15 protein-coding genes, 1 tRNA gene and 1 pseudogene are annotated in these 24,544 nt (G+C 70.1%); 8 read left to right on the plus strand and 9 right to left on the minus strand.

Annotation, left to right across the window (positions count from 1 at the left end; all coding sequences use genetic code 11):
* Nucleotides 1-132 precede the first annotated feature (132 nt).
* Nucleotides 133-9,492, minus strand: coding sequence for a fatty acid synthase subunit beta domain-containing protein (locus ACFVIV_RS28275; RefSeq protein WP_379201408.1), 9,360 nt, complete (start codon nt 9,490-9,492; stop codon nt 133-135).
* A gap of 389 nt (nt 9,493-9,881) precedes the next feature.
* Between ACFVIV_RS28275 and ACFVIV_RS28280 the strand changes: the two genes are divergently transcribed.
* Together ACFVIV_RS28280 and ACFVIV_RS28285 are read left to right on the plus strand one after the other, a co-directional pair.
* Nucleotides 9,882-9,963 (plus strand) — tRNA-Leu (locus ACFVIV_RS28280).
* 364 nt (nt 9,964-10,327) lie between these two features.
* Nucleotides 10,328-11,533 (plus strand): glycoside hydrolase family 76 protein, encoded by a 1,206-nt coding sequence (locus ACFVIV_RS28285; protein WP_379201552.1) that lies wholly within the window; start codon nt 10,328-10,330, stop codon nt 11,531-11,533.
* 21 nt (nt 11,534-11,554) lie between these two features.
* On the opposite strand, the pseudogene ACFVIV_RS28290 reads toward ACFVIV_RS28285, so the two are convergent.
* Together ACFVIV_RS28290 and ACFVIV_RS28295 are read right to left on the minus strand one after the other, a co-directional pair.
* A pseudogene (locus ACFVIV_RS28290) lies at nt 11,555-12,502 on the minus strand (RNA polymerase sigma factor); the annotation flags it as partial.
* 190 nt (nt 12,503-12,692) lie between these two features.
* On the minus strand, nt 12,693-14,474 hold the full coding sequence (locus tag ACFVIV_RS28295; protein WP_379201410.1) for an ABC transporter ATP-binding protein: 1,782 nt from the start codon (nt 14,472-14,474) through the stop codon (nt 12,693-12,695).
* 53 nt (nt 14,475-14,527) lie between these two features.
* On the opposite strand from ACFVIV_RS28295, the gene ACFVIV_RS28300 reads away from it, so the two are divergent.
* Nucleotides 14,528-15,094, plus strand: a complete 567-nt coding sequence (locus ACFVIV_RS28300; protein ID WP_379201412.1) for a TetR/AcrR family transcriptional regulator — start codon at nt 14,528-14,530, stop codon at nt 15,092-15,094.
* Here the strand turns inward: ACFVIV_RS28300 and ACFVIV_RS28305 are convergent.
* The 4 genes from ACFVIV_RS28305 to ACFVIV_RS28320 form a co-directional block, all read right to left on the minus strand.
* Nucleotides 15,081-15,746: an MspA family porin gene (locus tag ACFVIV_RS28305; RefSeq protein WP_379201414.1), complete on the minus strand. Its 666-nt coding sequence runs from the start codon at nt 15,744-15,746 to the stop codon at nt 15,081-15,083. The two genes, ACFVIV_RS28300 and ACFVIV_RS28305, sit on opposite strands and share 14 nt — an antisense overlap.
* A 59-nt stretch (nt 15,747-15,805) precedes the next feature.
* A complete protein-coding gene (locus tag ACFVIV_RS28310) occupies nt 15,806-16,474 on the minus strand; it encodes an MspA family porin (RefSeq protein WP_379201416.1) in 669 nt (222 codons plus the stop codon).
* A 399-nt stretch (nt 16,475-16,873) separates the two neighbouring features.
* Nucleotides 16,874-17,953 carry a sensor histidine kinase gene (locus tag ACFVIV_RS28315; protein ID WP_379201418.1) on the minus strand — a complete coding sequence of 360 codons (1,080 nt, stop codon included), beginning with the start codon at nt 17,951-17,953 and terminating at the stop codon, nt 16,874-16,876.
* Complete coding sequence (locus tag ACFVIV_RS28320; RefSeq protein ID WP_379201420.1) at nt 17,938-18,699, minus strand: response regulator; 762 nt, start codon at nt 18,697-18,699, stop codon at nt 17,938-17,940. The genes ACFVIV_RS28315 and ACFVIV_RS28320 overlap by 16 nt, the downstream gene beginning before the upstream one ends.
* A gap of 200 nt (nt 18,700-18,899) precedes the next feature.
* Between ACFVIV_RS28320 and ACFVIV_RS28325 the strand changes: the two genes are divergently transcribed.
* Entirely contained in the window at nt 18,900-19,733 is an 834-nt protein-coding gene (locus tag ACFVIV_RS28325) for a carbonic anhydrase (protein ID WP_379201422.1), read from the plus strand.
* Between the two features lie 20 nt (nt 19,734-19,753).
* Here the strand turns inward: ACFVIV_RS28325 and ACFVIV_RS28330 are convergent, their stop codons facing one another.
* Nucleotides 19,754-20,089: a winged helix-turn-helix transcriptional regulator gene (locus tag ACFVIV_RS28330; protein WP_379201424.1), complete on the minus strand. Its 336-nt coding sequence runs from the start codon at nt 20,087-20,089 to the stop codon at nt 19,754-19,756.
* Nucleotides 20,090-20,171: 82 nt separating this feature from the next.
* Between ACFVIV_RS28330 and ACFVIV_RS28335 the strand changes: the two genes are divergently transcribed.
* The 4 genes from ACFVIV_RS28335 to ACFVIV_RS28350 all read left to right on the plus strand — a co-directional run bounded on the left by ACFVIV_RS28335 (nt 20,172) and on the right by ACFVIV_RS28350 (nt 23,512).
* The gene (locus ACFVIV_RS28335; protein ID WP_379201426.1) at nt 20,172-20,732 is read left to right on the plus strand and encodes a carboxymuconolactone decarboxylase family protein; all 561 of its coding nucleotides are present in this window, start codon (nt 20,172-20,174) and stop codon (nt 20,730-20,732) included.
* Between the two features lie 21 nt (nt 20,733-20,753).
* Entirely contained in the window at nt 20,754-21,332 is a 579-nt protein-coding gene (locus ACFVIV_RS28340; RefSeq protein WP_379201428.1) for a TetR/AcrR family transcriptional regulator, read from the plus strand.
* 100 nt (nt 21,333-21,432) lie between these two features.
* A complete protein-coding gene (locus ACFVIV_RS28345) occupies nt 21,433-22,287 on the plus strand; it encodes an NAD(P)-dependent oxidoreductase (RefSeq protein WP_379201430.1) in 855 nt (284 codons plus the stop codon).
* Between the two features lie 10 nt (nt 22,288-22,297).
* Nucleotides 22,298-23,512, plus strand: coding sequence for an MFS transporter (locus ACFVIV_RS28350; protein ID WP_379201432.1), 1,215 nt, complete (start codon nt 22,298-22,300; stop codon nt 23,510-23,512).
* Between the two features lie 16 nt (nt 23,513-23,528).
* Here the strand turns inward: ACFVIV_RS28350 and ACFVIV_RS28355 are convergent, their stop codons facing one another.
* A complete protein-coding gene (locus ACFVIV_RS28355) occupies nt 23,529-24,479 on the minus strand; it encodes a DMT family transporter (RefSeq protein WP_379201433.1) in 951 nt (316 codons plus the stop codon).
* Between the last annotated feature and the right edge of the window lie 65 nt (nt 24,480-24,544).

A 24,544-nucleotide genomic window follows, 5' to 3' on the forward strand; every position in this document is an offset into this window, starting at 1 on the left:
GTGCGGGTTCCTCCAACTCTCGGGACTCTCGGGCGCTCTCTCGGGACTCTGGGGAGCTGGGCACGAAGGTACCAGCGGAGCCTACGGTTCCGTAGGCTCCGCTGGTACCGGGTTCGGTTGTGCCTGTCCGGCTTACCGGCAGGCCGGTCCCTTCGGGACGGCCACGTACACGCCGTCGTTCAGGCGGGCCTGCGGCGAGAGCAGGGTGTCGGCTTCGAGCTGACGCACCTGCTTGGCCGGGGTGCCGTCGCCGCCCAGGCGGCGGTCGGCGGGGCGCTCGTACATCGGGGCGCCGCCGCACATGGCCTCGGCGAGGCGCTGGCGGCCGTTGAGCTGACGCTCCTCGGCGCGGCGCTGGTACTCCTCGCGCTTGCCCGGCTCGATGGCCGCGATGAAGGCCTGCGGGTGGACCACCGCGAGCAGGCCCGACACGTGGCCGAAGCCGAGCGAGGTGACCAGACCGGCCTTGAGCGGGAAGCGATCTCCCAGTTCGAGGGCTTCGCGCACCCACACCAGGTGCGGGTAGGCCCGCATCTTGTCGTCCACGCAGTCGAGGCTGCGGTTGGGCGGGATGACGCCCTGCTCGAGCACCTGGCACAGGCCGATGAGCTGGAAGGCCGCCGCGCCGCCCTTGGCGTGACCGGTGAGGGTCTTCTGCGAGATGACGAACAGCGGAGCGCCTTCCGAGCGTCCGATGGCGGTGGCGAGGCGCTCGTGCAGCTCGGACTCGTTGGGATCGTTTGCCGCGGTGGAGGTGTCGTGCTTGGAGATGACCGACACCTCGTCGGGGCTCACGCCCAGCTTGCGAAGCTCCTTGGCCAGCTTGGACTCCGGCCCGCCGCGGCCGGCGCCCAGCGCACCCAGGCCGGGGGCCGGGATGGAGGTGTGCACGCCGTCGGCGAAGGACTGGGCGAAGGCGACCACGCCGAGCACCGGCAGGCCCATGTCCAGGGCCACGCTGCCGCGGGCGAGCAGAATCGTGCCGCCACCCTGGGATTCGACGAAGCCGCCGCGGCGGCGATCGTTGGCCCGGGAGAAGTAGCGGTCGCTGATGCCCTTGGCGGACATGGCGGCCGAGTCGGCGGTGGCGGACATGTCGCCGAAGCCCACGATGCCCTCGATGCCGAGATCGTCGTAGCCGCCGGCGACCACCAGATCGGCCTTGCCGAGCCGGATCTTGTCCACGCCCTCCTCGACAGACACCGCCGCGGTGGCGCAGGCCGCCACCGGGTGGATCATGCCGCCGTAGGAGCCGACGTAGCTCTGCACCACATGCGCCAGAGCGACGTTCGGCAGCGCCTCCTGCAGGATGTCGTTGGCGCGCGGCTCACCGAGCAGGTTGTCGATGTAGAGCGAGCGCATGGAGGACATGCCGCCCATGCCGGTGCCCTGGGTGTTGGCGACCAGCGCCGGGTGCACCCACTGCATGAGCTCGGCGGGGCTGAAGCCGGAGCCAAGGAACGCGTCCACGGTGCAGACGATGTTCCACAGCGCCACGCGGTCGATGGAATTCGCCATATCGGCGGAGATGCCCCACTTGGTGGGATCCCAGCCGGTGGGGATCTGACCGCCGACGGTGCGCGACAGCTTGGCCTTGCGCGGCACCCGAATCTCGGTGCCCGCCTTGCGCGTCACCTGCCAGTCGCCGGAATCCGCGACCGGCGTGATGACCGTCTGCTCCGGATTGGCGGCGAAGAAGGCGCGCGCCTCGGCCTCGCTGTTGACCACGAAGGACAGGTCCTTGTCGAGGAACACCGAGGTGAGCAGTGGCGCGGTGTTGTCGAGCATTGCGCCGTCGTCGCCGTAGCGGCGCACGCCGCAGCGTTCCACCACGGTGTCGTGGTAGCGGTCGGCGAGCTCGGATTCGTCGACGTAGTCCCCGGTTTCGGCGTCGTACCAGCCCGGCTTGGGATCGTTCTCCCAGGTGACCAGGCCGGTGGTCCACGCCAGTTCCAGCACGCCCGCGGCGGAGAGCCGGTCGGAGACCTCCATCTCGAAGCGGGTGCGCGCGGAGCCGTAGGGGCCCAGCTCGCCCGCGCCGACGATGACGACCATATCGTCGAGTTCGGCTGTCACCGAACCCCATTCGGGAACCGGCAGGGCGGAGGTCAGGGTCGGCGGGGCGGGCAGGGCGGCGATGGTCGCGCCGTCGATGCCGTTGTCGCCTTCGGCTTGCGCGCCCTCGGCCGCGGCGTGCGCGTCCTTGGCGAGTGCGGACAGGTCCAGCTTGGCGCGGGCCAGGCCGCCGGTGAGGTCGATCTGCTGCGGTCCGGTGGCGGTGACGATGCGGGCCCGCATGGTGCACCACTTGAGCAGCTCGTCGGCCATCTCCTGGGTGGACCAGGTGTGCACGCCGGCCTTCTCCACGGCCTCGACCAGCGGATCGTTGTGGCCCATGAGCCCGGTGCCGCGCACCCAGCCGATGAGCGCGTGCACCAGGGTGACCCGCTCGGCCCAGGACTTCTCGGCCCGCCACTTGGTGACCACGGCGTCGAGGGCGGCCTTGGACTCGCCGTAGGCGCCGTCACCGCCGAACAGGCCGCGGTTGGGCGAACCCGGCAGCACCACATGCAGTTTGGCGTCCACATCGTGATCGGCGCCCAGCTTGGACAGGCCGCCGATCAACCGCTCGACCGACCACAGCAGGACCCGCATCTCCATTTCGGCGCGGGCGCCGGCATCGGCCAGATCGCCGGCCACGCGCGGGGCGGCGAACGGCATGAGCAGCGTCGGGGTCATCGCCTCCTTGACGAGAACCTTTGCGCCACCGGCATTGTCGACCTGCTCGTTGCCGACCCAGTCGATGAGGGCGTCGATATCGCTGTAGGAGGCCATGTTCGCGGGCACCACCCACAGCGCGGCGCCGTGGCGGGCATTGTCGCGGTACAGCTTCTTGTAGAAGCCGAGCCGGTTGTCGTCCAGCTTGGAGGTGGTGACGACGACCGTGGCGCCGCCCGCGAGCAGGCGTCCGGTCGCGGCGGCCGCGATGGAACCCTTGCTCGCGCCGGTGATCACGGCGATATCGGAGGACCAGGCCCCGGGCTCCTCGCTGCCCAGCGCGGCCTCGGCGATCCGGCCGTACACCCCGGCCAGCACCGAGCGGGCCTCGCCCTTGGCGCGCTCGCGCCACCAGTTGGCCTGCGTGGCAACGGCTTCACCGGCGCCGAGGTATCCGTCGACCGGGAACTCCGCCAGCTCGGCGTCCTCGCCCAGCCACAGCCGCGCCAGATCCTCACGGGCGCTGGCCCACCGGTCGTCGATGAGCACGGCCTTCTTGGCGTCGAAGGCGGGCGCGACCAGCCGCGGCCAGTCGGTGCCCAGTTCCGCGGACACCAGATCGACGAGGGTGTCGTCGGTGGCCTCCGGGGCGGACGCCTGCTCGGTCAGGCCGAGCTGCTCGAGGATGACGCGGGCGGTGGTGGCGAGCACGCCCTGCTGCCCGGTGATCTGCTCGGTGAACTCGCCCAGCGCGGCGGCGTCCACGGTGGCTCCGCCGCCGCCACCGGCGGACGGCATGGCGACCGCGACCCCGCGGCGCGCGGCCACGGCCTGCACGGCGGCGTCGATGGCGGCGTCCACGGCGGCGCCGTCGTTCAGGCCGCCGGAGACCAGCCCGCCCAGCTCGCCGCCGCGCACGCTGGCGCCCTCGCGGGTGCCGAGTGAGACCTCGGCGGTGACGTGGCTGGCCCAGCCGTCGCCCAGGCCCCAGGTCTTTTTGACCCGGTCGGCAATGGCGGCGGGCCGCTTGCCGGACGGGCCGAACACCTTGCGCAGGTGGTCGCCGATGGCGTCGGAGAGCACCGAGCCGAACGGCTTGTAGGTGCGGGCCAGACGTTCCACGGTGGCGGACAGCGCGCCCATATCGGCGTCGGCCGCACCGTCGATGGCGCCCAGGGACAGTTCCGCGCCGAGGTCGACCAGCAGCTGGTTGCGCCGCGAGGAGACGCCGTCGCACAAGCCCTCGATGGTGTCCACCGGGCCGATCTGGTCCAGGCGCAGCTTGGTCCACAACGCGATGAGCACGCGGGTGGCGTCGGCGGCGGAGAACGCGATGTCGTCCGGACGCGGGCCGCCGGCGGGGGCGGCCGGAGCTGCGGCGGGCGCGGCGGCGGCCGGAGCTGCGGCGGGCGCGGCGGCGGCCGGAGCTGCGGCGGCAGTGGAGGTTTCGGCCGGAGCCTCCTCCACGTCCTCGACCGGAGCCGGATCGGTGTCGGTCGAGTACACGATGCCGGCTTCGCGCTCGATATTGAGCACCTCCACCGTGGCATCGGCGAACTGCGGCAGCTTGAGCGTGTTGGACGCCAGGTTGGCCACGGTCGGCGTTGCGGCCAAACCGATTTCGACGAATCGCTCGACGCCGACGCCACCGTGCTCGACATCGGTGAACAGCAGGTCCTGGGTCTCGATCCAGCGCACCGGGCTGGCGAACTGCCAGGCCAGCAGCTCCACCAGCACCACGCGGCACAGCTCGGTGGGCTTGGCGGACCACTCGTCGAAGTTGGCGAGCACCTCCGCGAGCGGCTCGGAGGGCACCAGTTCCGCGATCTCGGTGATGAAGTCGCGCTCGAGCGAGAACGGCCGCGGCACCAGGTTCGGAATGTAGCGTCCGGCAAGGATTTCCGGATGCAGGTCGGACGGCAGCAGCTCCTGCAGCTTGGCGCGGAACTCCGGCACGCCGGCGCGCAGCACGGTGGAGTGGAACGGCACGTCGATGCCCGGGATGAGCACGAAGGCCCGCTTGCCGCCGAATTCGGCACGGCGCCGCTCGATTTCCTCCTCGAGCGCCTCCAGGCCCTTGACGGTGCCCGCGATGGCGTACTGCGCGCCGCGCAGGTTGAGGTTCACGACCTCGAGGAACTCGCCGACGCTCGCGCCGACGCCGGTGACGAAGTCGATCACGTCGTCGTCGGCCACGCCGATCTGCGAGGGCCGGATGGCGGCCATCCGATAGTTGCTGCGGCCCTGGGCATCCCGGGGCACCAGTTCGTGCATGGCGGAACCGCGCTGGAACACCACCTCGAGCGCGGCGGCCATGGGCAGCACGCCGGCGACGGCGGAGAGGGCGTTGTACTCGCCGACCGAATGCCCGGCCAGCATGGCGCCCTCGATGAACGCGCCCGCCTCCCGCAGCTCCGCGACCTGTGCGACGCCGAGGGTGGCCATGGCGACCTGGGTGAACTGGGTCAGGTGCAGCACGCCCTGCGGGTGCCGGTATTCGACGCCGCGGGCCTTGAGGTAGGTCGGGTTGTCGCGCACGACAGCCAGAATCGAGAAGCCGAGGGCCTCGCGGGTGTGCTTGTCGGCGCGGTCCCAGACCTCCTTGGCGGCCTTGGAGCGGGTGCGGGCGTCCAGACCCATCCCCTTGGTCTGAATGCCCTGGCCGGGGAAGGCGTAGACGGTCTTGGGCGGTGCGATGCGGCCGGTGGCCGTCATGACCAGATCGCCGTCGATGCGGCAGGAGACCTCGACGATCTCGCTGCCCTGGTCCACGGCCACCCGCTCGACGCGCACATCGATCTGCGCGCCGAGGCGGACCATGCCGAGGAAGCGGGTGGTCCACGCGGTCAGGGTGCGCGGCGGCACCTTGTCGCCCAGATCGATCGCCGAGACCGCGTGCTGGGCGGCGGCCGACAGCCACATGCCGTGCACGATCGGGCTGCCCAGGCCGGCCAGCTTGGCGGCGGAATCGGAGGTGTGGATGGGGTTGTGGTCGCCGGAGACCTGCGCGAAGGCGGCCATGGCGCGGGGCGCGGTGATGGTGACGTCGCGGCGTCGGCGGCGCGGGGTGTCGGAAGCCTTGTCCGACAGGCTGCCCGCGGCGCGCGGCGGATCGGTGAGCTCGCCGGCTCCGGTGCGGCCGCGAATGGCGAAGCGCTCCGTGAGGGTGGCGATGGTCGGCATGGACATGCCGGTCTCCGGCTTGTCCAGCATGCCGGTGATCTTCACCCGCACCTCGACGACGCGGCCCAGATCGGTGTCGAGGGTTTCCCCGGCCTCGGCGCGGACGGCGAGAACGCTTGCGCCGTCGGGGAGTTGGCCCACGAGCGCGATCTGATGGTCCAGGTGGACCAGGTCAAGCATGCCCTCGATGACGCTGGCGCCGGAGTCGGTGCGGGTCGCGCCGAGCACCGCGAACACGGCGGGCCAGCAGGCGCCCACGAGCACGTCGGGCACGGTGCGGCCGATGGTGCTGAGGGTCTCCGGGAGCCCGGAGCCGGTGACGCCGGCGTGATCGGCGATGAGGTCCGGGGTCCAGGCCAGGTTGATGTGGGCGACCTTGGCGCCGTCGACGGTCTTCACCTCCGGCAGCGACTGCCCGGCGGCGACGGCCAGCAGGGCCGACATGGCGGCCTCGGCATCGTCCTCGGTGATGACCGGGGCGCCGCCGTTGTAGACGCTGACGGGGACGGTGATGCGGATTCGGACCGCATCCTTGCCGAGCAGCGGCACCCTCAATTCCACATAGGCGTGGTCGGTTTCGGGCCCCTCCGTGGCGCTCAGGGTGGCGCCCGTGGGCGGGTGGATCGCGCCCTTGCCGTTCATGGTCCACTCGGCGAGGTCGCCCAGGCGGTGGATCGGGTTGACCGTGGTGCGGCCGGCCCACTGCACATCGGGGGCGGCGAGCACGGTGTCGATGGCGCCGGAGGTGACCTCGGCGCGGCGGCGGCCGTCCACGGCGGCCGGGACGACGCCCGCGCGCACCAGCGAGTACGCGGTGTCCTGTTCGAAGCGGTCGAGGAGTTCGCCGACCGGCTCGTCCACCCGGGTGATGCCCGCGACGGCCACCGTGCCCGGAATGACGCAGACCTGATCGGCCGAGTAGCGCGGATCATGGGCCTGCCACAGCGAATCCGAGCGCCACCAGCGGCGCACGTCGCCGTCCACGACGGGCACGAAGTTGACCGGCTTGCCGGGGGTCTTGCACAGCGCGACGAAGAACGGGACGTCGGCCGGGTGCAGCACGGTGTGGTCGGCGGCCGGGTAGGCCTCCTTCAGCGCGCACAGCGCGCGCACCGGCTCCTCGAACTCGGCGTCGTCCGCGAACAGGGTCGCGATCTCGCCGCGGTCGGCCGGGTTGAGGCGGGATTCGGTGCGGCGCATCATTTCCGCGAACCGGTCGCGCCAGGTGATGTCCAGCCACACCGAGCGGGTGGCCTCGGCGATGGCATCGCCGAAGTCGCCGCCACAGTCGAAGTCCTTGCGGCGGTCCAGGCCGACGGCGAGTTCGACGTAGCGCTCCAGCCATTCGGTGTAGGTCATGGCGGCGACATCGCCGAAGTACGGCTTGGCGGTGCGGTCGAGCGCCTCGATGATCTCCGCGCGGCGCGCGGCCACGGCCTCGGCGTCGCCGGCGACCTCGTCGAGCAGGCGGCCGGTCCGCGAGGCGGCATTGTCGATCTCGTGGATGTCGGCGCCCAATTGGCTGCGGCCGGAAGCCATTCCGCCGGTGGCGGTGCCCGCGGCGACCCAGTCGGGGGTGCCGGGGGTGTCCACGAGCAGCTGCTTGACCTCGGGCGCGGTGGTGGCCTCCAGGGTGGCCATGGCGGCGGTGCCGACCAGCACGCCGTCGAGGGGCATGGCCGGGTAGCCGTGCCGCTGCGACCAAGCGCCGGTGAGGTATTCGGTGGCGCGCTCGGGGGTGCCGATGCCGCCGCCGACGCACACGATGACGTTCTCGCGGCCGCGCAGTTCGGCGTAGGTCTCGAGCAGCAGGTCGTCGAGGTCCTCCCAGGAGTGGTGGCCGCCGGCCTTGCCGCCCTCGACGTGCATGATGACCGGGTAGTCCGGGGCCGCGTCGGCAATGCGCAGCACGGCGCGGATCTGCGCGACGGTGCCGGGCTTGAAGGCGACGTGGGTGATGCCGATCTCGGTCAGTTCCTCGATGAGGGCGACGGCCTCCTCGAGCTCCGGAATGCCGGCGGTGACGATGACGCCGTCGAACGGGGCGCCGGCGGTGCGGGACTTCTGCACCAGGCGCTTGCCGCCCAGCTGCAGCTTCCACAGGTAGGGGTCGAGGAACAGCGAGTTGAACTGCACGGCGCGACCCGGCTGCAGCAGCTGCTTCAGCTCCTCCACCCGGTCGGCGAAGATCTGCTCGGTGACCTGACCGCCGCCGGCCAGCTCGGCCCAGTGCCCGGCATTGGCCGCGGCCGCAACGATTTTCGCGTCCACGGTGGTGGGGGTCATGCCCGCCAGCAGGATGGGCGAGCGGCCGGTGAGGCGGGTGAAGGCGGTCTCGACCACGATGCGGCCATTGGGCAGGCGCACCGGCTTGGGCGCGAAAGAGGCCCAGGCGGGGGCGATCTCGGGGGCGGCGCCCGGGGTGAACAGGCTGCGCTGGCCCGCGCGGGTGGAGGCGGCGAGGACGCCGACGCCGGTGCCCTTCAGCGAGCCGGAGGTGAGGCGGGACAGCAGATCTCCGGGACCGAGGTCCAGAATCCACTGCGCGCCTTCGGCAACGGTGTCATCGACGGTGGCGACCCAGTCGATGGGGTCGACGAGGACTTCCTGGGCCAGCGATCCGGCCAGCTCGGCGTCGATGCCGCACTGCCCGGCCCAGCCGCGCACCAGCTCGACGGTGTCGGCCAGCGCCGGGTGGTGGAAGGCCACCTCGACCGGGATGTCCTCGAACACCGGCGCGAAGATCGAGCCGCCGCGCTTCTTGGCCTCGCGCTCGCGCGCCTGCTCGTCGTGGATCTCGGCGCAGCGCCGCCGCACCCGGTCCAGCTGCGCCACCGGGCCCGAGAGCACCGCGCGGCGACGGCCGTTGCGAATGGAGAGCACCGCGGCCTTGTCCGGGGCGACATCGGCGGACAGCTGCTCGACAACCGCCCGCAACTGCTCGGGATCGACATTGGAGACCGCCACCATGGGCGAGCGCTCCCCCACCGGCATGAGCCCGCGCCGGCGCGCGACCAGACCGGCCGCGGCGCCCACGAGCTGGGCGATGGCCAGCAGTTCGGCGTCACGCTGCCCGTGCGCCTGCGCGGCGGTGGCGGCAATGCGGCCCTGCGAGTGACCGATGACGGCGACCGGAGCCTGCGCCACGATGTCCAGGCCCTGCAAACGCAGGGCACGCAGCGCGGCGACCTGGGTCAGGAACACACCCGGCATGGAGACCGCGGCGGAACGCAACACCTGCGCTGTGGGCGCCGCCGACACCTCCCCCTGCTCGGGATCGGCGAGTTCTTCCTCCAGCATCCAGGCGATGGGGTCGAAGCCGACCGGCCGCACCACGAGTAGCTGTGCCGCAACGGGTTCCAGCAGTTGCGCGGCTTCGTTGACGAGTGCCGTCAGCTCGGGTTCGAGCGCGGAATCCCGCCCGATCTCCTCGAGCTCGGACAGCCACCGGGCCCCCTGCCCCCCGAACGCCAACGCGTACGGCGCGCCTCCCAGCAACCGATCCAGCAGCGACGACCTGACTCCTTGTTCCCGGTTCTTTCCAGCCGTCTCGGCCTTGGCTCCGGTCCCGGTGCTCTCGTTGATCGTCAAGACTTCGACTTCCTTCTCCTGGCGTCCCCATCCCCACAGGACTGGGCCGCGCTCACGGTGCGCAGGTGTTCCTCCGGCCAACTGGCCCTGGTAGATGGCGAGGATTCCACAAAATCATGAGGATCTCCTCATGTTTGGCATCGCCTAGCACCGCTACTACCGGGTATTCCGAGACGCCCGTACCAGAAGAATCCGAAACATGACCCTCCCTCATGTTTGAAGCCGCTGGTGAGGCCGGTTACACCCATGAAGGAAACGTGAGCCCCCCTCACGTTGCCCGTTACCGAATCGTTATAACCCCAGGTAGGGTTACCGACCAGTACGCCACACCTCCCCGGTGCTTCGTGATCCCCGTTCGGCCCGGTAAAGTTTGGACGGTCGTACCATCAGCGCGAGTGGCGAAATTGGCAGACGCGCCAGATTTAGGTTCTGGTGTCCACGGACGTGGGGGTTCAAGTCCCCCCTCGCGCACAACGTTCCACATCTCGGCGGGACACCCCGCCGAGCCCCGGATCCGTCCGTTTCGCCCGGCGAGCACGCGTCGGAATCACATCGTCGTAACTCTCCAGCAAACGCCACAGTGCATTCGCGCACCGGGCGTGCGCACGCCCGGACCGGCGGCCGATACGGCGGCGCGTCCTCTCCCGTTGGGCGCACCCTTTCCCGTTGATCGGCGGGCTGGTGCAATGGGTTGACACCTTCGAGAGCGCCTACTCCGCCAGACGTTCTCGTGGCGCACGGGAGCAGTTCAGTGTTTGTCCATCGCCGCACGCGAGGCTGGGGGCACGGTGTACCTGTTGCGGTGGTCGATGATCAGGTCGAGGAGTCCGAGGGGATGGATCGCCGGGACAAGGAAATCAGTCGGCGGAGTGTGTTGCGGGCGGCCGGGGCGGCGGTCGCGCTGACCGCGCTGGCGCAGCCGACCACGGCGGGGACGATCGCCCGGCAGTGGACCGCCGGACCCGAGGATTCCGGGGTGCGGGCGGAGTTGGCGGAGCAGGCGGTGGTGCGGCGGCATGTGCGGGCGCTGTGGGGGCATCCGGGGTTGCGGCTGGGGACGCTGGTGTGGCCGGCGACGTTGTTGCAGCAGTCGTTCGTGCGGTGGTGTTACTGGTGGCAGGCGCATCTGCTGGACTGTGCGGTGGATGCGGCGCAGCGGGCGCGTACGCCCGAGCGGATCGATCGGGTGGTGGCGCTGGCGCGGGGGATTCGGGCGCGGAACATCAGCGGGTGGACGAACCGGTATTACGACGATATGGGGTGGCTGGCGATCACCCTCGAGCGGGCCGATCGGCTGCTGGGGGTTCGGTTCGGGAGTGCTGTCGAGGATCTGCGGGAAGCCTTGCTGGACGGGTGGAATCCGGTTGTCGGCGCGGTGCCCTGGCGGGCCGGGGACCAGTACTACAACACCCCGGCGATCGGTCCGACCGGTATTGCGTTGGCGCGGCTGGGGGATCTGCCGCGCGCGGGGCGGCTCGCCGATTTTCTGCACAATCGATTGCGCGACAACGGCAGTGGCCTGATCTTCGACGGGGTTCATGAGCCCGGCGGGCGGGTGGATCGGGTCGTGCTGACCTACTGCCAGGGCGTGGCCATCGGTTTGGAGACCGAATTGGCGATGCGCACAGGTGAATCCGTTCACCGTGACCGCGCGGCGGAGCTGGTGGCCGCGACCGGGAAGGGGCTCACCGAGGACGGGGTGATCATCGGGGCTGCCGGGGACGACTCGGGGTTGTTCATGGGCATACTCGCCCGGTATCTCGCCGAAGCCGCACTGTCCCTGGGCGATACCACCGCGGCGGAGATCGTGCACGCCTCGGCGCGGGCGGCTTGGCGGCATCGCGCCGAGGTGGACGGCTTGCCGCTGTTCGGCGCGGACTGGACCCGCCGCGTCGAAGTGCCGGACCGCCCGGGAAACCTGCTCCGGCTGCCGGATTCGTCCGCCGCCTGGTCGGCGAACCTGAGCCGCGACCTGTCCGTCCAGGTGAGCGGGTGGATGCTCCTCGAAGCCGACCACCGGCTCACCACCGCGGGACGCTGAGCCCGCCGGGAGCGGACCGGGTCAGTCGAGGTAGCCCTGCAGCGACTGTGAGCGGGACGGATGGCGCAGCTTCGACATGGTTTTGGACTCGATCTGGCGGATTCGCTCCCGGGTGACGCCGTAGACCTTGCCGATGTCGTCCAGGGTGCGGCACTGGCCGTCGCTCAGGCCGAAACGCATGCGCACGATGCCGGCCTCGCGCTCGGTGAGCGAGTCGAGCACCCGGTCCAGCTGGGCCTGCAGCAGGACGAAGGCCACCGCGTCGACCGCGACGACCGCCTCGGAATCCTCGATGAGATCGCCGAATTGGCTCTCGCTCGCGTCGCCGATCGTGCGATCCAGCGAGATCGGCTCACGCGCGAGCTGCCGGATCTCCAGCACCCTCGCGGGCGTGATGTTCAGTTCCTCGGCCAGCTCCTCGGGGGTGGGCTCGCGGCCCAGTTCCTGGAGCAGGTCCCGCTGCACGCGCCCGAGCTTGTTGATGATCTCCACCATGTGCACCGGGATCCGGATGGTGCGGCCCTGATCGGCCATGGCGCGCGTGATCGCCTGCCGGATCCACCACGTGGCATAGGTCGAGAACTTGAATCCCTTGCTGTAGTCGAATTTCTCGACCGCGCGAACGAGACCCAGATTGCCTTCCTGGATCAGGTCGAGAAAGGGCATGCCGCGCCCGGTGTAGCGCTTGGCGATCGACACCGCCAGGCGCAGATTCGCCTCGAGCAGATGATCCCTGGCCTTGACGCCGTCCCGGGCGAGCCAGGCCAGGTCGCGCCGGCGCCCGGCGGCGATGCCGGTCGGCGCCGCGACTTCCTCGCGCAGCTTCTCCGCCGCGTAGAGCCCGACCTCGATCCGGATCGCCAGATCCACCTCTTGCGCCGCGGACAGCAGCGGAACGCGGCCGATCTGTTTCAGATAGGCCCGTATCGAATCCCCGCCGGCGGCGAGCTCGGCGGCCTTCCGCTGCTGATCCGATGACCGATGACCGGCCGTATCGCTTGCGGTAATTGCCACATTCGCCCTCTCCGGAGCTTTGGGCGGCATCGCGACGAGAAGACGACCCGAGAGGCCTGATGGTCCTCGGCTGTCACCGAAGCCACTGGCCAGTGTACCCGGCCTGCGACAACGGGCGGCCGCCCAGCAGCGTCGGCCCGCGCGTTCACATGCGAGAGGGCACGGCGTGATCCGGTGCTTCCGCGGACGAGATCCGCAGGGCCCGAACCAGTTTCCGGTACAGCTCGTCGGTGGCGAGCAGTTCCTCGTGGGTGCCGGTGGCGCGGATGCGGCCCGCTTCCATGACGACGATGGTGTCCGCGTCGATCACCGTGGACAGCCGGTGGGCGACGGTGACGACCGCCGATTCGGCGGCGCGGCGGCGGATGCAGTCGTGGATGGCGGCCTCGGTGAGGCCGTCGAGCTGGGCGGTCGCCTCGTCGAGGAGCAGCACGTCGGGGGTGCGGAGGATGGCGCGGGCCAGGGCGATTCGCTGCCGCTGGCCGCCGGAGACGGCGGTCGAGCTCAGTGGGGTGTCCAGGCCGTTCTCCAGGGCGTCGACCTTGTCGGTCAGGCGCACCTCCGCGAGCACGCGGCGCAGGTCCTCCTCGGTGGCGTCGGGGCGCGAGAGCAGGAGGTTCTCGCGAATCGTGCCGGGCACCAAGGGGGTGTCCTGTTCCACGTAGGCCAGGCGGGACCGCACCTCCTCGTGGGTGAGCTCGCGGTACGGGCGGCCGTCGAGAAGCAGTTCGCCCGTTTGGGTTTCGAGGAACCGCAGGATCAGCGAGAGTGTCGTGGTCTTGCCCGCGCCCGACGGCCCGACGATCGCCGTGTGACCGCGGCGTGCGATGGACAGGTCGACATTGCGCAGGGCGGGTGCGGTGTTCGGCCCGAATGCCGCTGTCACGCCGCGCAATTCGAGCACCGGTCCGTCAGCAGCCGGACGGGCGACGCTCGGGCCCGCAGTGACGGCATCGGTTTCCAGCTCCAGCCCATCCATGTCGCGAATGCGCCCGGCGGCGGCGATGCCGGCCTGCAGTGTGGTCAGGTGCTGGCTCAGCATGGTGATCGGATCCAGCAGGCCGATGGCATAGAGCAGGAACGCGATGAGCGTGGAGACCTGCAGCAGGCCCTCGCTCACGCGCCAGGCGCCGATGCCCAGGATCAGCAGGATCGCCAACTGCACGCCGCTCATGCCGGCGCTCCACGCGATCGCCTCGCGTCGGACCGCGCGGATACCGTGGGCGGCCGATTCGCGGGCGTCGTGCAGGATCCGTTCGGTCTGGCGGGTCTCGGCGCGGCTCGCCTTGACCGTCCGGATGGCCCCGAGCGCGCCCTCGAGCATGCCGCCGAGCCGGCCCACATGCTCCTGGGCCTGCTCCTGCGCCTTGGCGATGCCGGGCATGAGCGTCGCGAACAGCGCGACGCACACCAGCACCGCGGCAACCGTGACGCCGAGCAGGACCGGATCCAGCACGGCCATCAGGATCAGCGTGCCGACCAGCATGATCGCGCCATTGATCAGGCCGATCACGCTGGAGGAGGCCGCCTCGCGCAGCAGCACCGTATCGGAGGTGACGCGGGCGACGAGCTCGCCCACCGGGCGGCTGGTCACGGCCGGCAGGGTGGCGCGGAAGAACCTGCGCACCATGGATTCCCGGGCTTCCAGCACCACCCGCTCGCCGAGCGAGCCGAGCAGGATCCACTCCCACGCCTGGACCACCACGCCGACCAGGAACAGTCCCAGCAGCACGAGCATCGGCCACAGCAGTGAGGTGGAGGTCCCGAGGGAGTCGAGCACCCATTTGGTGACCATCGGCGTCGCCAGCCCCATGGCCGAGACGGCCAGCGCCAGGACCATCCCGAGGCCGATCGTGCGCAGGTGCGGACGGGCGAAGGACCACAGCACCCGCAGCCGAGGCAAACGATTGGTTTTCGGAACACTCATTCCTGAATTGGAACATCCTGTTCCAATTTGGTCAAAGGATTATCGTATGACCCATGAGTGAGACCATGGCGGAGTCCGGCACGCGGGCGCGTACGCGGCGAGCCATTCTCGACGCCGCGGTGGCCGTGCTCTCCCGCAAACCCGGCGCGTCCATGGCGGCGATCGCGAGCCGGGCCGGCGTCGGCCGCACCACCATGCACCGCTACTTCCCCGAGCGGTCCGATCTCATCGCGGCCCTCGGCGCCGATGCCATCGAGAAGGTCAATGCGGCGGTGGCGCGCGCCCGGCTGCACGACGGTCCGGTGCTGGACGCGCTGGACCGGCTGTGCCAGGAGTACTTCGAATTCGGCGACCTTTTCATGCTCTCCTACGCCGAGCCGCAACTGCTGTCCGGCCCCGAATGGGAACAGCACACTCCGGAGGAACGCGAATTCCTGGACCTGATCGAACGCGGCCGGGCCGAGGGCGTCATCGACGCACGGCTCGGCCCGGCCTGGGTTCAGCAGGTGCTGTGGGCCCTGCTGTTCGCCGCGTGGGAGCACATCAAGGAGGGGACAGCCAGGCACGAGGCGCTGAGCCTGTGCCTGCTGACCTTCCGCAAAGCCATCAGCCGATGCTGAACGGCTGACCCCACAGTGTCACAACGGAATTGACATTGGCGGTCTCGACCTTCACCTTGACGAAGGCGCGGGCCTGGGCGTATCCGGCGCAACCGGTGACGCCGACGGTGGAGTCGGCCCAGGTGACGCTGCCGTTCGCGCCCTTGAACTTGTTGCGGGTGGAGTGCGTTTCGTCGCCGAAGTCGTCGGCCTCCTCGAGATCGAGCAGGTACATGGCCTCGGCCTGGCCCGGGCCGAGCGAGAGGGTGGCGCCGCCCTTGCCGCCGACCGAGGGCTTCTTGCCCTCCCAGTCGCTCTCGCCGCTGACGCCGCCGGTGACGCCGCCACCGCCGATATTGACCTGGCAGGCCACCACGTAGCCGGGATAGATCTTGCCGCCCTTGGCATTCGGGCCGGACACCTCGACCTGTGCGCTGCCCGACACCCATGCGTTGCGGTGCACCGGGGTCGCGCCCATGGACGGATTGATATTCGCGGACTCGCCGACCAGGCGGACGGTCACCACGGTGCCGTCGGTCAGGGTGCGGGTGATTTCGCCGCCCGGCAGCGGCACGAAGGTATCGGCATTGGCGGCCCCGGCGGAGCACAGGCCCAGGGCCACGGTGGCAGCGGCGGCGCAGCCCAGGCGCGCCGCGTTCTCACGGTTGATCATCGAGCTTCCCTCTGGGATCGAAAAAGCTTGAGCAAGAGTTGATGTGGCAATGGACCGGGTCAGCCGATGCTGAACGGCATCCCGTAGAGGGAGGTCTTGGAGTAGTGGTCGCCGATGATCTCGACCACGGTGTACGAGCGCGCCTGGGCATAGCCGGCGCAGCCCTGGATCTCGAGTTCGACGTCCTGGTACTCCACGGAGTAGATCCCCGTCGTCAGGATGTCCTTGCCCTCGACGCCCACGAAGGCGACCTCGCCCGGCCCGAGCTCCAAGCCGATGGAGCCGCTGGCGCTGAAGCCGGAGGTGGTGATGCCGCCGCCCACACCCGCGGAGATCGCCTCGTCGCCGATGCTGATCTGGCAGCCGACGATGTAGCCGGTGGTCATGCGCGAGGACCCGTGGGTGGAGGAGTTATTGGTGCCGGGGGCGTTCGCCGCACCGTTCCAGGGCCCCGGCTTGCCCTCCGGCGTCTGGGTGACATCGGCGGTCACGATGCCCGAGAGCCAGGCCACGCGCCCGGCGCCATTGGCGGCCAGCGACGGAGAGATCTTCGCGCTCTCCTGCGTGCGGGTGATCGTCACACCCGGGCCGACCCGCTGTCCGTCCGGCAGGGGCACGAAAGTATCCGCGTTGGCCGCTCCGGTGGAGAACAGGCCCATGGCCACCGCGGCCGCCGCGCCGAGTCCGGCAACCCGCGCCGCGCGACCGGTGTCGCGAAAGTTGTTCATTTTTACCCTCATCATGTTGCTGCGTTGCGACGTCGGGCGCCGCGAAATGTGTTGCGGCTCCGACCGATACAACGGTGAAAATCCGGCAACCGGACGAAGCGTAGGTATCCGCCGCGCGCGCTCGATACCCGCCGAAAGTCAGGAGCACACCCCCCTTTCGGCTGGAAGATTCACAGCCGGGCGGGGGGATTTCCCCGCGGCACGCGCAAGGGCCCCGTAGAACGCACAAGGGCGGCGAATGCCCGCGGAGAGGGAAAGATATCCGCGGGCTTTCGCCGCCTAACGCGCCCGGTGGTCAAGCGCAGGCACCAGTTTTCCGAACCGGGATGCCCGCGGGAACCCGCCGAGTGGCTGAATGTTTCCGGTCCCCTGGGGGATTCGGCTCCCCACTCGGGGGGATCAGCTGCGGTCGAGCCGCAATTCGACGCGGAAGCCGCCGTCCGGGGTGGCGCCCGCGGTCAGCTGCCCGTGCAGCAGTTCCGCGCGTTCGGACAGGCCGAGCAGGCCGTATCCCGCCCCGGGCAGGGGAATCGCGACCCGGGTGGGTGCGGTATTGGTGATCGTCACTCCGAAATGATCGGCGCCGGACCACAATCGGACGCTCGCGCCGGCGCCCGGAGCGTGCTTGCGCACATTGGTCAGGGCTTCCTGAACCGTGCGATAGACGGCTCGCTGCGCGGCGCCGGTGATCTCCGCGGGCAGCGTGCCCTCGAGCTCGACCGTGATCGCGCTGCCGTCGATCAGGGTGTGCAGATCCGCCAGCGTCGGCTGCGGGGTCAGGTCGGTGCCGCGACCACCGGCGGCGCGCAGCAGCGTCACCAGATGCCGCAGCTCGTCCAGGGTATCGACGCTCAGCTTGCGAATCGTGTTGGCGGCCTCGCGAATACCGGTATCGGGCGCCGCGACCATGAGGGCCCCGGCGCGCACGGCGATCAGACTGACCTGATGGGACACCACATCGTGCATCTCCCGGCCGATCTGGGCGCGTTCCCGCGCCAGCACCGCCTGGGCGTGCAGATGCCGTTCGTGATCGCGTACCTCCTCGATCTCGACCAGCCGCCGGGCGAGCTCGTCACGGGTGCGCACCAGCCGGCCGAACAGCACCGGCGCGGCCGCCAAGGCCGTCAGATACACCAGGCCGATCAGCGCGTCGGCGCGCCCGCCGTCCTCCACGATCGGCGGGTCCGACGCGGTCGCCAGCACTATCTCCGCCACCACGCACGCGACCAGCGGCCACCGGCGGCGCGTGTGCACGGCCAGGGTGTACAGGGCGACCGCCGGCGCGACCACGATGCCGGTCAGGAAGGTGGCCGGCAGGGTGGCCAGGAAGACCGGCAAGGGCCAGCGCCGCCGGAACACCAGTGCGGCACAGGCGATCAGCGCCGCGGCGATCCCGTCGGTTTCGAGCCACAGGCTGCCGTACCAGGCATCGCCCAGTGCGAACAGCACCACCGCCGCATCGATCACCGGCTTCCGCAACTGTTCTCGAATGATCCATGGTCCTTCCGGAGCAGCCCGGCCCGCTGCGCCACCAGCGCGGCCTGCACGCGGCTGTTGACGCGCAACTTGGTCAGTATCGCGCTGACATGATCCTTCACCGTGCCCACGCTGAGAAAGATCCGCTGCCCGATCTCGGCATTGGACAGCCCTTCGGCCAAGAGCACCAGCACATCCCGCTCGCGCTCGGTCAAGGTGTCGATCCGCGCCACCTCGACATCACTGGCCGCCATCCGCCCGAGCTCGGTATCCCCGTGCAGCAGCGTCACCGCCGCCTTCGGCGACATCACCACTCCCCCGGCGTACAGGGTGCGCACCGATTGCGCCAGCTGCTCCGGCTCGGTGTCCTTCAACAGGAATCCGGCCGCGCCGCTGCGCAATGCCGTGACGATGTATTCGTCGGTGTCGAAGGTCGTCAGCATCGCCACCACCGGCGGCTCCGGCAGCTCCCGCAGCCGCCGCAAGACGGTGAGCCCGTCGACATCGGGCATCCGGATATCCAGCAGCACCACATCCGGGCGCACCGACCCGATCAACTCCACGGCCTCCCCACCCGAACTCGTCCCCACCACGTCGATCCCGTCCGCGGCAGCGAGAATCAGCTCGAACCCCGTCCGCACCAAGGCCTCGTCGTCCACGACAGCCACCCGGATCCCGCACCGCCCCGCGCCGCCCCGCACCCGCGGATCCGGCAGCGTCGGGGCGTTCACCGCACTCTCGTCGATCATCGAACGAGCGTAGAGAATCCACCGAGCCTCCGGCCATCCGCCGAAAGTCGGACACCCGGACAGGGTCAGCGGGTCGCGGCCGGCAACCGAGTACCGCCGGTGTGACGCGCCTCGCACTCCGGGGCCCTGGTGCGCCGTCTCGCACAGGCATAGCCTGAATCGTCGATACCACGAAATCCCTTGTACTAATTGGACATTCGTTGCAATCTGACCAAGAGGCATATTCTGGTGAGGCGGAGCGGGCGGGTCGTCCGCTCGGACGCCGGCAAATCCTGGCGGGCCTGGCCCTGCTGGCGATAACCGGCTGCGCCGGACCTTCCCGCAAACCCACGGCCGCCACCTCGGAGACTTCCCCGCACTGGGATTACGAGGCGGAGGGGCCCGAGCACTGGGCCGAACTGGATAGCCGATACCTGACGTGCGGGACCGGGCACGCGCAGTCGCCGGTCGATCTGTCCAGCCATACCCAGCTGCATCCGGACGATCACATCACCATCGAGTACGGCATCGTGCCCGCTTTCGGCATCCTGCACGACGGGCACACGCTGCTGGTACGCCCGGCCGCGGCCGATTCGAGCCGGATCCTGCTGGGCGGCAGACCCTTCCAGCTCACCCAGTTCCACTTCCACATGCCCAGCGAGCACACCGTGGACGGGGTGAACTCCACCATGGAGCTGCACCTGGTGCATCGCGACGACAGCGGCAGCCTGGCCGTGCTCGGCATCCTCATGCAGGAGACGGCGGGCGCGTCCGGATTCGACCCGCTGCTCGCCACCGTGCCGCAGCGGCAGGGCGAGTCGGTGCTGACCGGGCCGATCGATCTGCGGACTCTCCTGCCCGCGGACCTCGGCCAATTCCGCTACGAGGGCTCGCTGACCACTCCGCCGTGCAGCGAAGGCGTTTCGTGGACGGTGCTGCGCAATCCGGTGCCGGTCTCCCGCGAGGTCGCCGACCGCTATCACGCCCTCTTCCCGCACTCCAACCGCCCGACCCAACCGCTCAACGGCCGCACCGTCATCATCGCGGGCGGCTAGCGGCGACCTCCGCACTCGAATCAGTCTGCGGCCGACCGGGATTCCGCCCATTCGTCGGCCCAGGCGTCGAGCGGGGCGATCGCGCCGTGCAGCTTCGCGCCGAGGGGCGTCAACAGGTAACCGTCCGCGCCCGTGGCGATTACGCCCGCCTCGGCGAGCTCGGCCAGGCGCTGATACAGCACGCTCGACGACAGGCCCGTGCAGCGCGCGAGCAGCGCCCGGGCGCCGACCGGCCCCTCGCGCAGTTCCCAGATGATGCGCAGCGTCCAGCGGCGGCCGAGCAGGTCGAGGGCCGCCATGAGGGGCCTGCCGGTGGTCGAGCCGCGCACCGGCCGGCCCGGTCGAGGGGACGCCATCGCACTCCTTGAGCCTTGTGTTTCGATTATCGAAACACTAACATCCACAGGTGTTTCTATTTCCGAAACACGGGAGCAGGCAATGCCCAGAATCGAGCCCCTGGAACCGCCCTACACCGAGGAGACCGGTGCGCTGCTGGAACGCATGACGCCCCCCGGCGCACCACCCATCGCCCTGTTCCGGCTGTTCGCACGCAACCCGCCGATGGCCACGGCCATGCACGGATGGGGCGGCTACGAACTCGGCCGGGAACTCTCGCTCGGCCTGCGACTGCGTGAACTGGTCATCGATCGCACCTGCGCCCGCTGCGGCTGCGAATACGAATGGGGCGTGCACATGGCGTTTTTCGCCGAGCGCGCCGGCATCACGCCGCAGCAGCGGACCTCGCTGACCCACGGCGGACCCGAAGACCCTTGCTGGACGGACGAATCCGAGCGGCTACTGTTGCGCGCCGTCGACGCCCTTCATGATGACAACGACATCGGCGACGAACTCTGGGCGCGGCTCGCGGCGGTCTTCGACGACCGGCAGTTGATGGACCTGCTGTTGTTGTGCGGCTGGTATCACGCCATCAGCTTCATTGCGCGGGCGGCGCGCCTGCCGTCCGAGCCGGGCGCACCCCGGTTTTGTAACGTTCGTTAAAATACATGTTAGAGTGCTGTCATGCCTCGCCCCAAAGCCTTCGATCCGGATCGTGTCGTGGATGCCGCGATGACGGCGTTCTGGAACAAGGGGTATGCGGCGACCTCCGCCCAGGATCTGGTGGACACCACCGGCCTGGGCCGGGGCAGCCTCTACAACGCCTTCAGCGGGAAGCACCAGTTGTTCCTGGAATGCCTGCGACGATACGAAAGCGAATGGGCGACAACCCAGGTCGAGGTCCTCCGGGGTGACGGTCCGGTCCGGGATCGCGTGCGCGCGGTGCTGATGACGGTGGTCGACGAGGAAACCGGGGCGGCGCCCGCGAACCGCGGCTGCCTGGCGGTGAATGCGGCCATCGAGCTCGGCGGCAGTGACGCCGAGGCGACGGCGCTGGTGCGGCACACCTTCAACCGGATGCAGGATGCCTTTCAGGAGGCGCTCGAGCGGGCGCGCCGCGATGGCGAGATCGACGCGGATCGCAAGCCTGCGGCGCTGGCGGCCTATCTTCTCAATGCCATGTACGGATTGCGGGTGCTCGGTCGGACGGCGGACCGCGACACCTTGACCGACATTGTCGAGACCACCATGAGAATGCTGTAGCGGCAGCGAATCCCACTCTGCAACAAGACCTTTCGACCGGGCGGCTTTGCGCTGCCCGCATATTGTAATGATCAGTCAAAATCAATGAGGAGCTGTCTTCATGACCGAACAGTCCCCGATCGCGACCGTGCTCGGCACCGGCATCATCGGTGCGCCGGTGGCGCGGAATCTGCGCACGGCATTCACCGTGCGGGCCTGGAATCGCACCCCCGCCGCGGCGGAGCCATTGGCGGCCGAGGGAATCGAGGTCGCACGGACGGCGGCGGAGGCGGTGGCGGGCGCGCACGTCGTGGTCACGGTGCTCACCGATGCGGCGGCGGTGCGGGAGGTGATGGAATCGGCCGCGCCCGCGCCGGGCACGGTGTGGATTCAACTGAGCACCGTCGGCGATGCCGACACCGCCGAGCTGGCCGGTTTCGCGGCCGAGCGCGGCCTGGTGTTCTACGACGCGCCCGTCCAGGGCACCAAGCAGCCCGCCGAACTGGGCCGCCTGGTGGTGCTGGCCGCGGGGCCGGAAAGGGAACGCCAGACCGCGACAGCCGTTTTCGATGCGATCGGCAGTCGCACGCTGTGGGTCGCGGCGGAGCCCGGCGCGGCGACCCGGCTCAAACTGGCCTTGAACAGCCTGGTCTTCGCGCTCACCCACGGCATCGCCGAAAGCCTGTCCCTGGCGGAGGCTTTGGGCGTGGATCCGAATCTGGTGGTGGAGGCGGTCACCGGCGGCCCGCTGGACAGCGGCTTCTTCCAGGCGAAGGCGCGTGCGGCTTTGACCGGTGAGCTCGCGGTGGCCTTCTCGATCGACAACGCGGTCAAGGACTCCCGGCTCATCACCGCGGCGGCGGAGCGGGCCGGGATCACCGTCGATGTCACGGCGGCCGGGCTGGGCCGGTTCCAGCGCGCGGCCCGGGCCGGGCACGGCGCGGCCGATATGGCCGCCTCCTATCTGGCCCGATAGGAGCGCACCGATGACGAGTCTCGACACCTCCGCCCGCGGCGGCGCACCGTCCCGGGCGAAGCCGCCCATCGGCAAACTGCTGGCCTTCACCACGGCCGGATTCCTGGCCATCGTCACCGAGACCATGCCCGCCGGACTGCTGCCGAAAATCGCCGCGGGGCTGCATATCTCCGAATCCCGGGCCGGGCAGCTGGTCACCCTCTACGCGCTCGGCTCGGTGGCCGCGGCCATTCCGGTGATCACCGCCACCCGCGGCCTGCGCCGCCGCCCGCTGCTCCTGGCCGCCGTGGCCGGTCTGCTGGTGTTCAATACCGTGACGGCGCTGTCGTCCAGCTATTCCCTCACGCTGGCGGCGCGATTCGCGGCGGGCATGTCGGCGGGCGTCATCTGGGGCCTGCTCGCCGGATACGCCCGCCGATTGGTGCCCGAGCACATTCAGGGCCGGGCCCTGGCCGTCGTCGGCGTCGGCCAGCCCATCGCCCTGACTCTCGGTGTGCCGCTGGGCACGTGGCTCGGCTCCCTGCTGGACTGGCGCGCCGCATTCTGGATCATGTCGGCCCTCGCCGCCGCCTTGCTGGTGTGGATCCGGGCCCTGGTGCCGGACCTACCGGGACAGGCCGCGGACGCCCGCCGGCCGCTGCGGCAGGTGTTCGCCATTCCCGGCGTGCGCCCGGTCCTCGCGGTCGTGCTGGGCTGGATCCTGGCCCACAATGTCCTCTACACCTATGTGGCCCCGTTCCTCACGCATTCCGGCCTGGAGCAGCGCACCGATGTCGTACTGCTGATATTCGGTGCGGCCGCCATCGCCGGCATCTGGATCACCGGCACCCTGGTGGACCGGCGGCTACGCACCACCACGCTGGTCTCCCTCGCCGTATTCGCCGCCGCGACAACGGTCTTGGCCACCGCCGGCGGATCACCCGCCTTCGTCGTCGCCGGCACCGTCGCCTGGGGGCTGGCCTTCGGCGGAGCGCCCACCCTCCTGCAGACCGCCATCGCCGACGCCGCCGGCAACGAGGCCGACGTGGCCCAGTCCATGCTGGTGACGGTCTTCAACCTGGCCGTCGCCGGAGGCGGTCTCCTCGGCGGATTCCTGTTGAACGCCATCGGAAGCCGATCGCTCCCCGCCGCGGCCGCGGTGACGGCACTCATTGCCCTGGCGGCCGCCGCGGCCGCCGCCGCACACGGCTTCCGTCCCGGATCGCGCGGCGGCACAGCGGAGTAGGACTGCGCGCAGCGGGTCACCGGCCCGCCCGGCCGGCGGTGCGGCGGGAGATGGCGACGCCGATCAGGCAGACCGTGCCGCCGAGCAGGGCCCAGGCCGTGGGGACTTCGCCCAGCAGCACCCACGAGAGCAGGATGGAGATGGCGGGGACGGCGTAGGTGCCGGCGGCCAGGCGGCCGGCATCCGTGCGGTGCAGGGCGTAGGACCAGGCCGTGAAACCCAATGCCGTCGGGAACAATCCGAGGTAGATGCCGTCGGCGACGACGCGGGCGGGAGCGGTGGAGAGTTCGGTGATCAACTGCGGCGTCCACGGGAGCAGGACGACGGCGCCGATGAGGCAGCCGAGCCAGATGGCGGTGAGCGGATCCACATAGCGCAGTGCGGGTTTCTGGACCAGCATGCCCGCGGCGTAGAGCACGGCGGCGAGGATGCACAGCAGGACGCCGAGGCCGTCGCGGTGCCCGCCGCCGCTGGACAGGGCGATGATGCCCACGCCGGCCAGGGATACGGCCGCGCCGATGAGCAGCGTCCGGGTCAGGTGTTCGCGGAACAGGGCGGCGGCGCCGAAGGCCACCAGGAGTGGGGCCAGATTCACCAGGAGCGCGGCGGTTCCGGCGTCCACGTGCAGTTCGGCCGTATTCAGGGCGACGGTGTATCCGGCGAGCCAGAGCACCGCGTAGGTCGTCACCAGCAGGAGCGCCCGGGGCGAGCGGGGTATGCGGCGCAGGGCGTCGCGGCGGGCCAGCATGGGGACGCTCAGCGCCAGCGCGGCGACCACCAGGCGCAGCAGGGCCATCGGGGCGGGTGAAAGATGCGGGCCCGCATCGCGAATCGCGACGAAGGCCGAGGCCCACAGCACGACCGCGGTCAGTGCCGCGAGCGCGCTGGCGGCGCCGGGTCCGAAGCGGCGAGGGGCCGCCGGTACCGGCTGATCGGCGAGGTCGTGCACGCGAATTTCCTGGGTCACGCAGTCATCGTGACTCGGACAATTGAACAGGACAAGCGAACAATCACAAACATTCATTAAGCCCA

The organism is Nocardia sp. NPDC127526, from assembly GCF_042672265.1.
Classification (GTDB): domain Bacteria; phylum Actinomycetota; class Actinomycetes; order Mycobacteriales; family Mycobacteriaceae; genus Nocardia.

Bases quoted from the DNA above. Each gene is read 5' to 3' on its own strand.
- ACFVIV_RS28285 (WP_379201552.1), top strand. From the start codon at position 10,328: ATGGATCGCCGGGACAAGGAAATCAGTCGGCGGAGTGTGTTGCGGGCG.
- ACFVIV_RS28295 (WP_379201410.1), bottom strand. From the start codon at position 14,474: ATGAGTGTTCCGAAAACCAATCGTTTGCCTCGGCTGCGGGTGCTGTGG.
- ACFVIV_RS28300 (WP_379201412.1), top strand. From the start codon at position 14,528: ATGAGTGAGACCATGGCGGAGTCCGGCACGCGGGCGCGTACGCGGCGA.
- ACFVIV_RS28305 (WP_379201414.1), bottom strand. From the start codon at position 15,746: ATGATCAACCGTGAGAACGCGGCGCGCCTGGGCTGCGCCGCCGCTGCC.
- ACFVIV_RS28310 (WP_379201416.1), bottom strand. From the start codon at position 16,474: ATGAACAACTTTCGCGACACCGGTCGCGCGGCGCGGGTTGCCGGACTC.
- ACFVIV_RS28320 (WP_379201420.1), bottom strand. From the start codon at position 18,699: ATGATCGACGAGAGTGCGGTGAACGCCCCGACGCTGCCGGATCCGCGG.
- ACFVIV_RS28330 (WP_379201424.1), bottom strand. From the start codon at position 20,089: ATGGCGTCCCCTCGACCGGGCCGGCCGGTGCGCGGCTCGACCACCGGC.
- ACFVIV_RS28335 (WP_379201426.1), top strand. From the start codon at position 20,172: ATGCCCAGAATCGAGCCCCTGGAACCGCCCTACACCGAGGAGACCGGT.
- ACFVIV_RS28340 (WP_379201428.1), top strand. From the start codon at position 20,754: ATGCCTCGCCCCAAAGCCTTCGATCCGGATCGTGTCGTGGATGCCGCG.
- ACFVIV_RS28345 (WP_379201430.1), top strand. From the start codon at position 21,433: ATGACCGAACAGTCCCCGATCGCGACCGTGCTCGGCACCGGCATCATC.
- ACFVIV_RS28350 (WP_379201432.1), top strand. From the start codon at position 22,298: ATGACGAGTCTCGACACCTCCGCCCGCGGCGGCGCACCGTCCCGGGCG.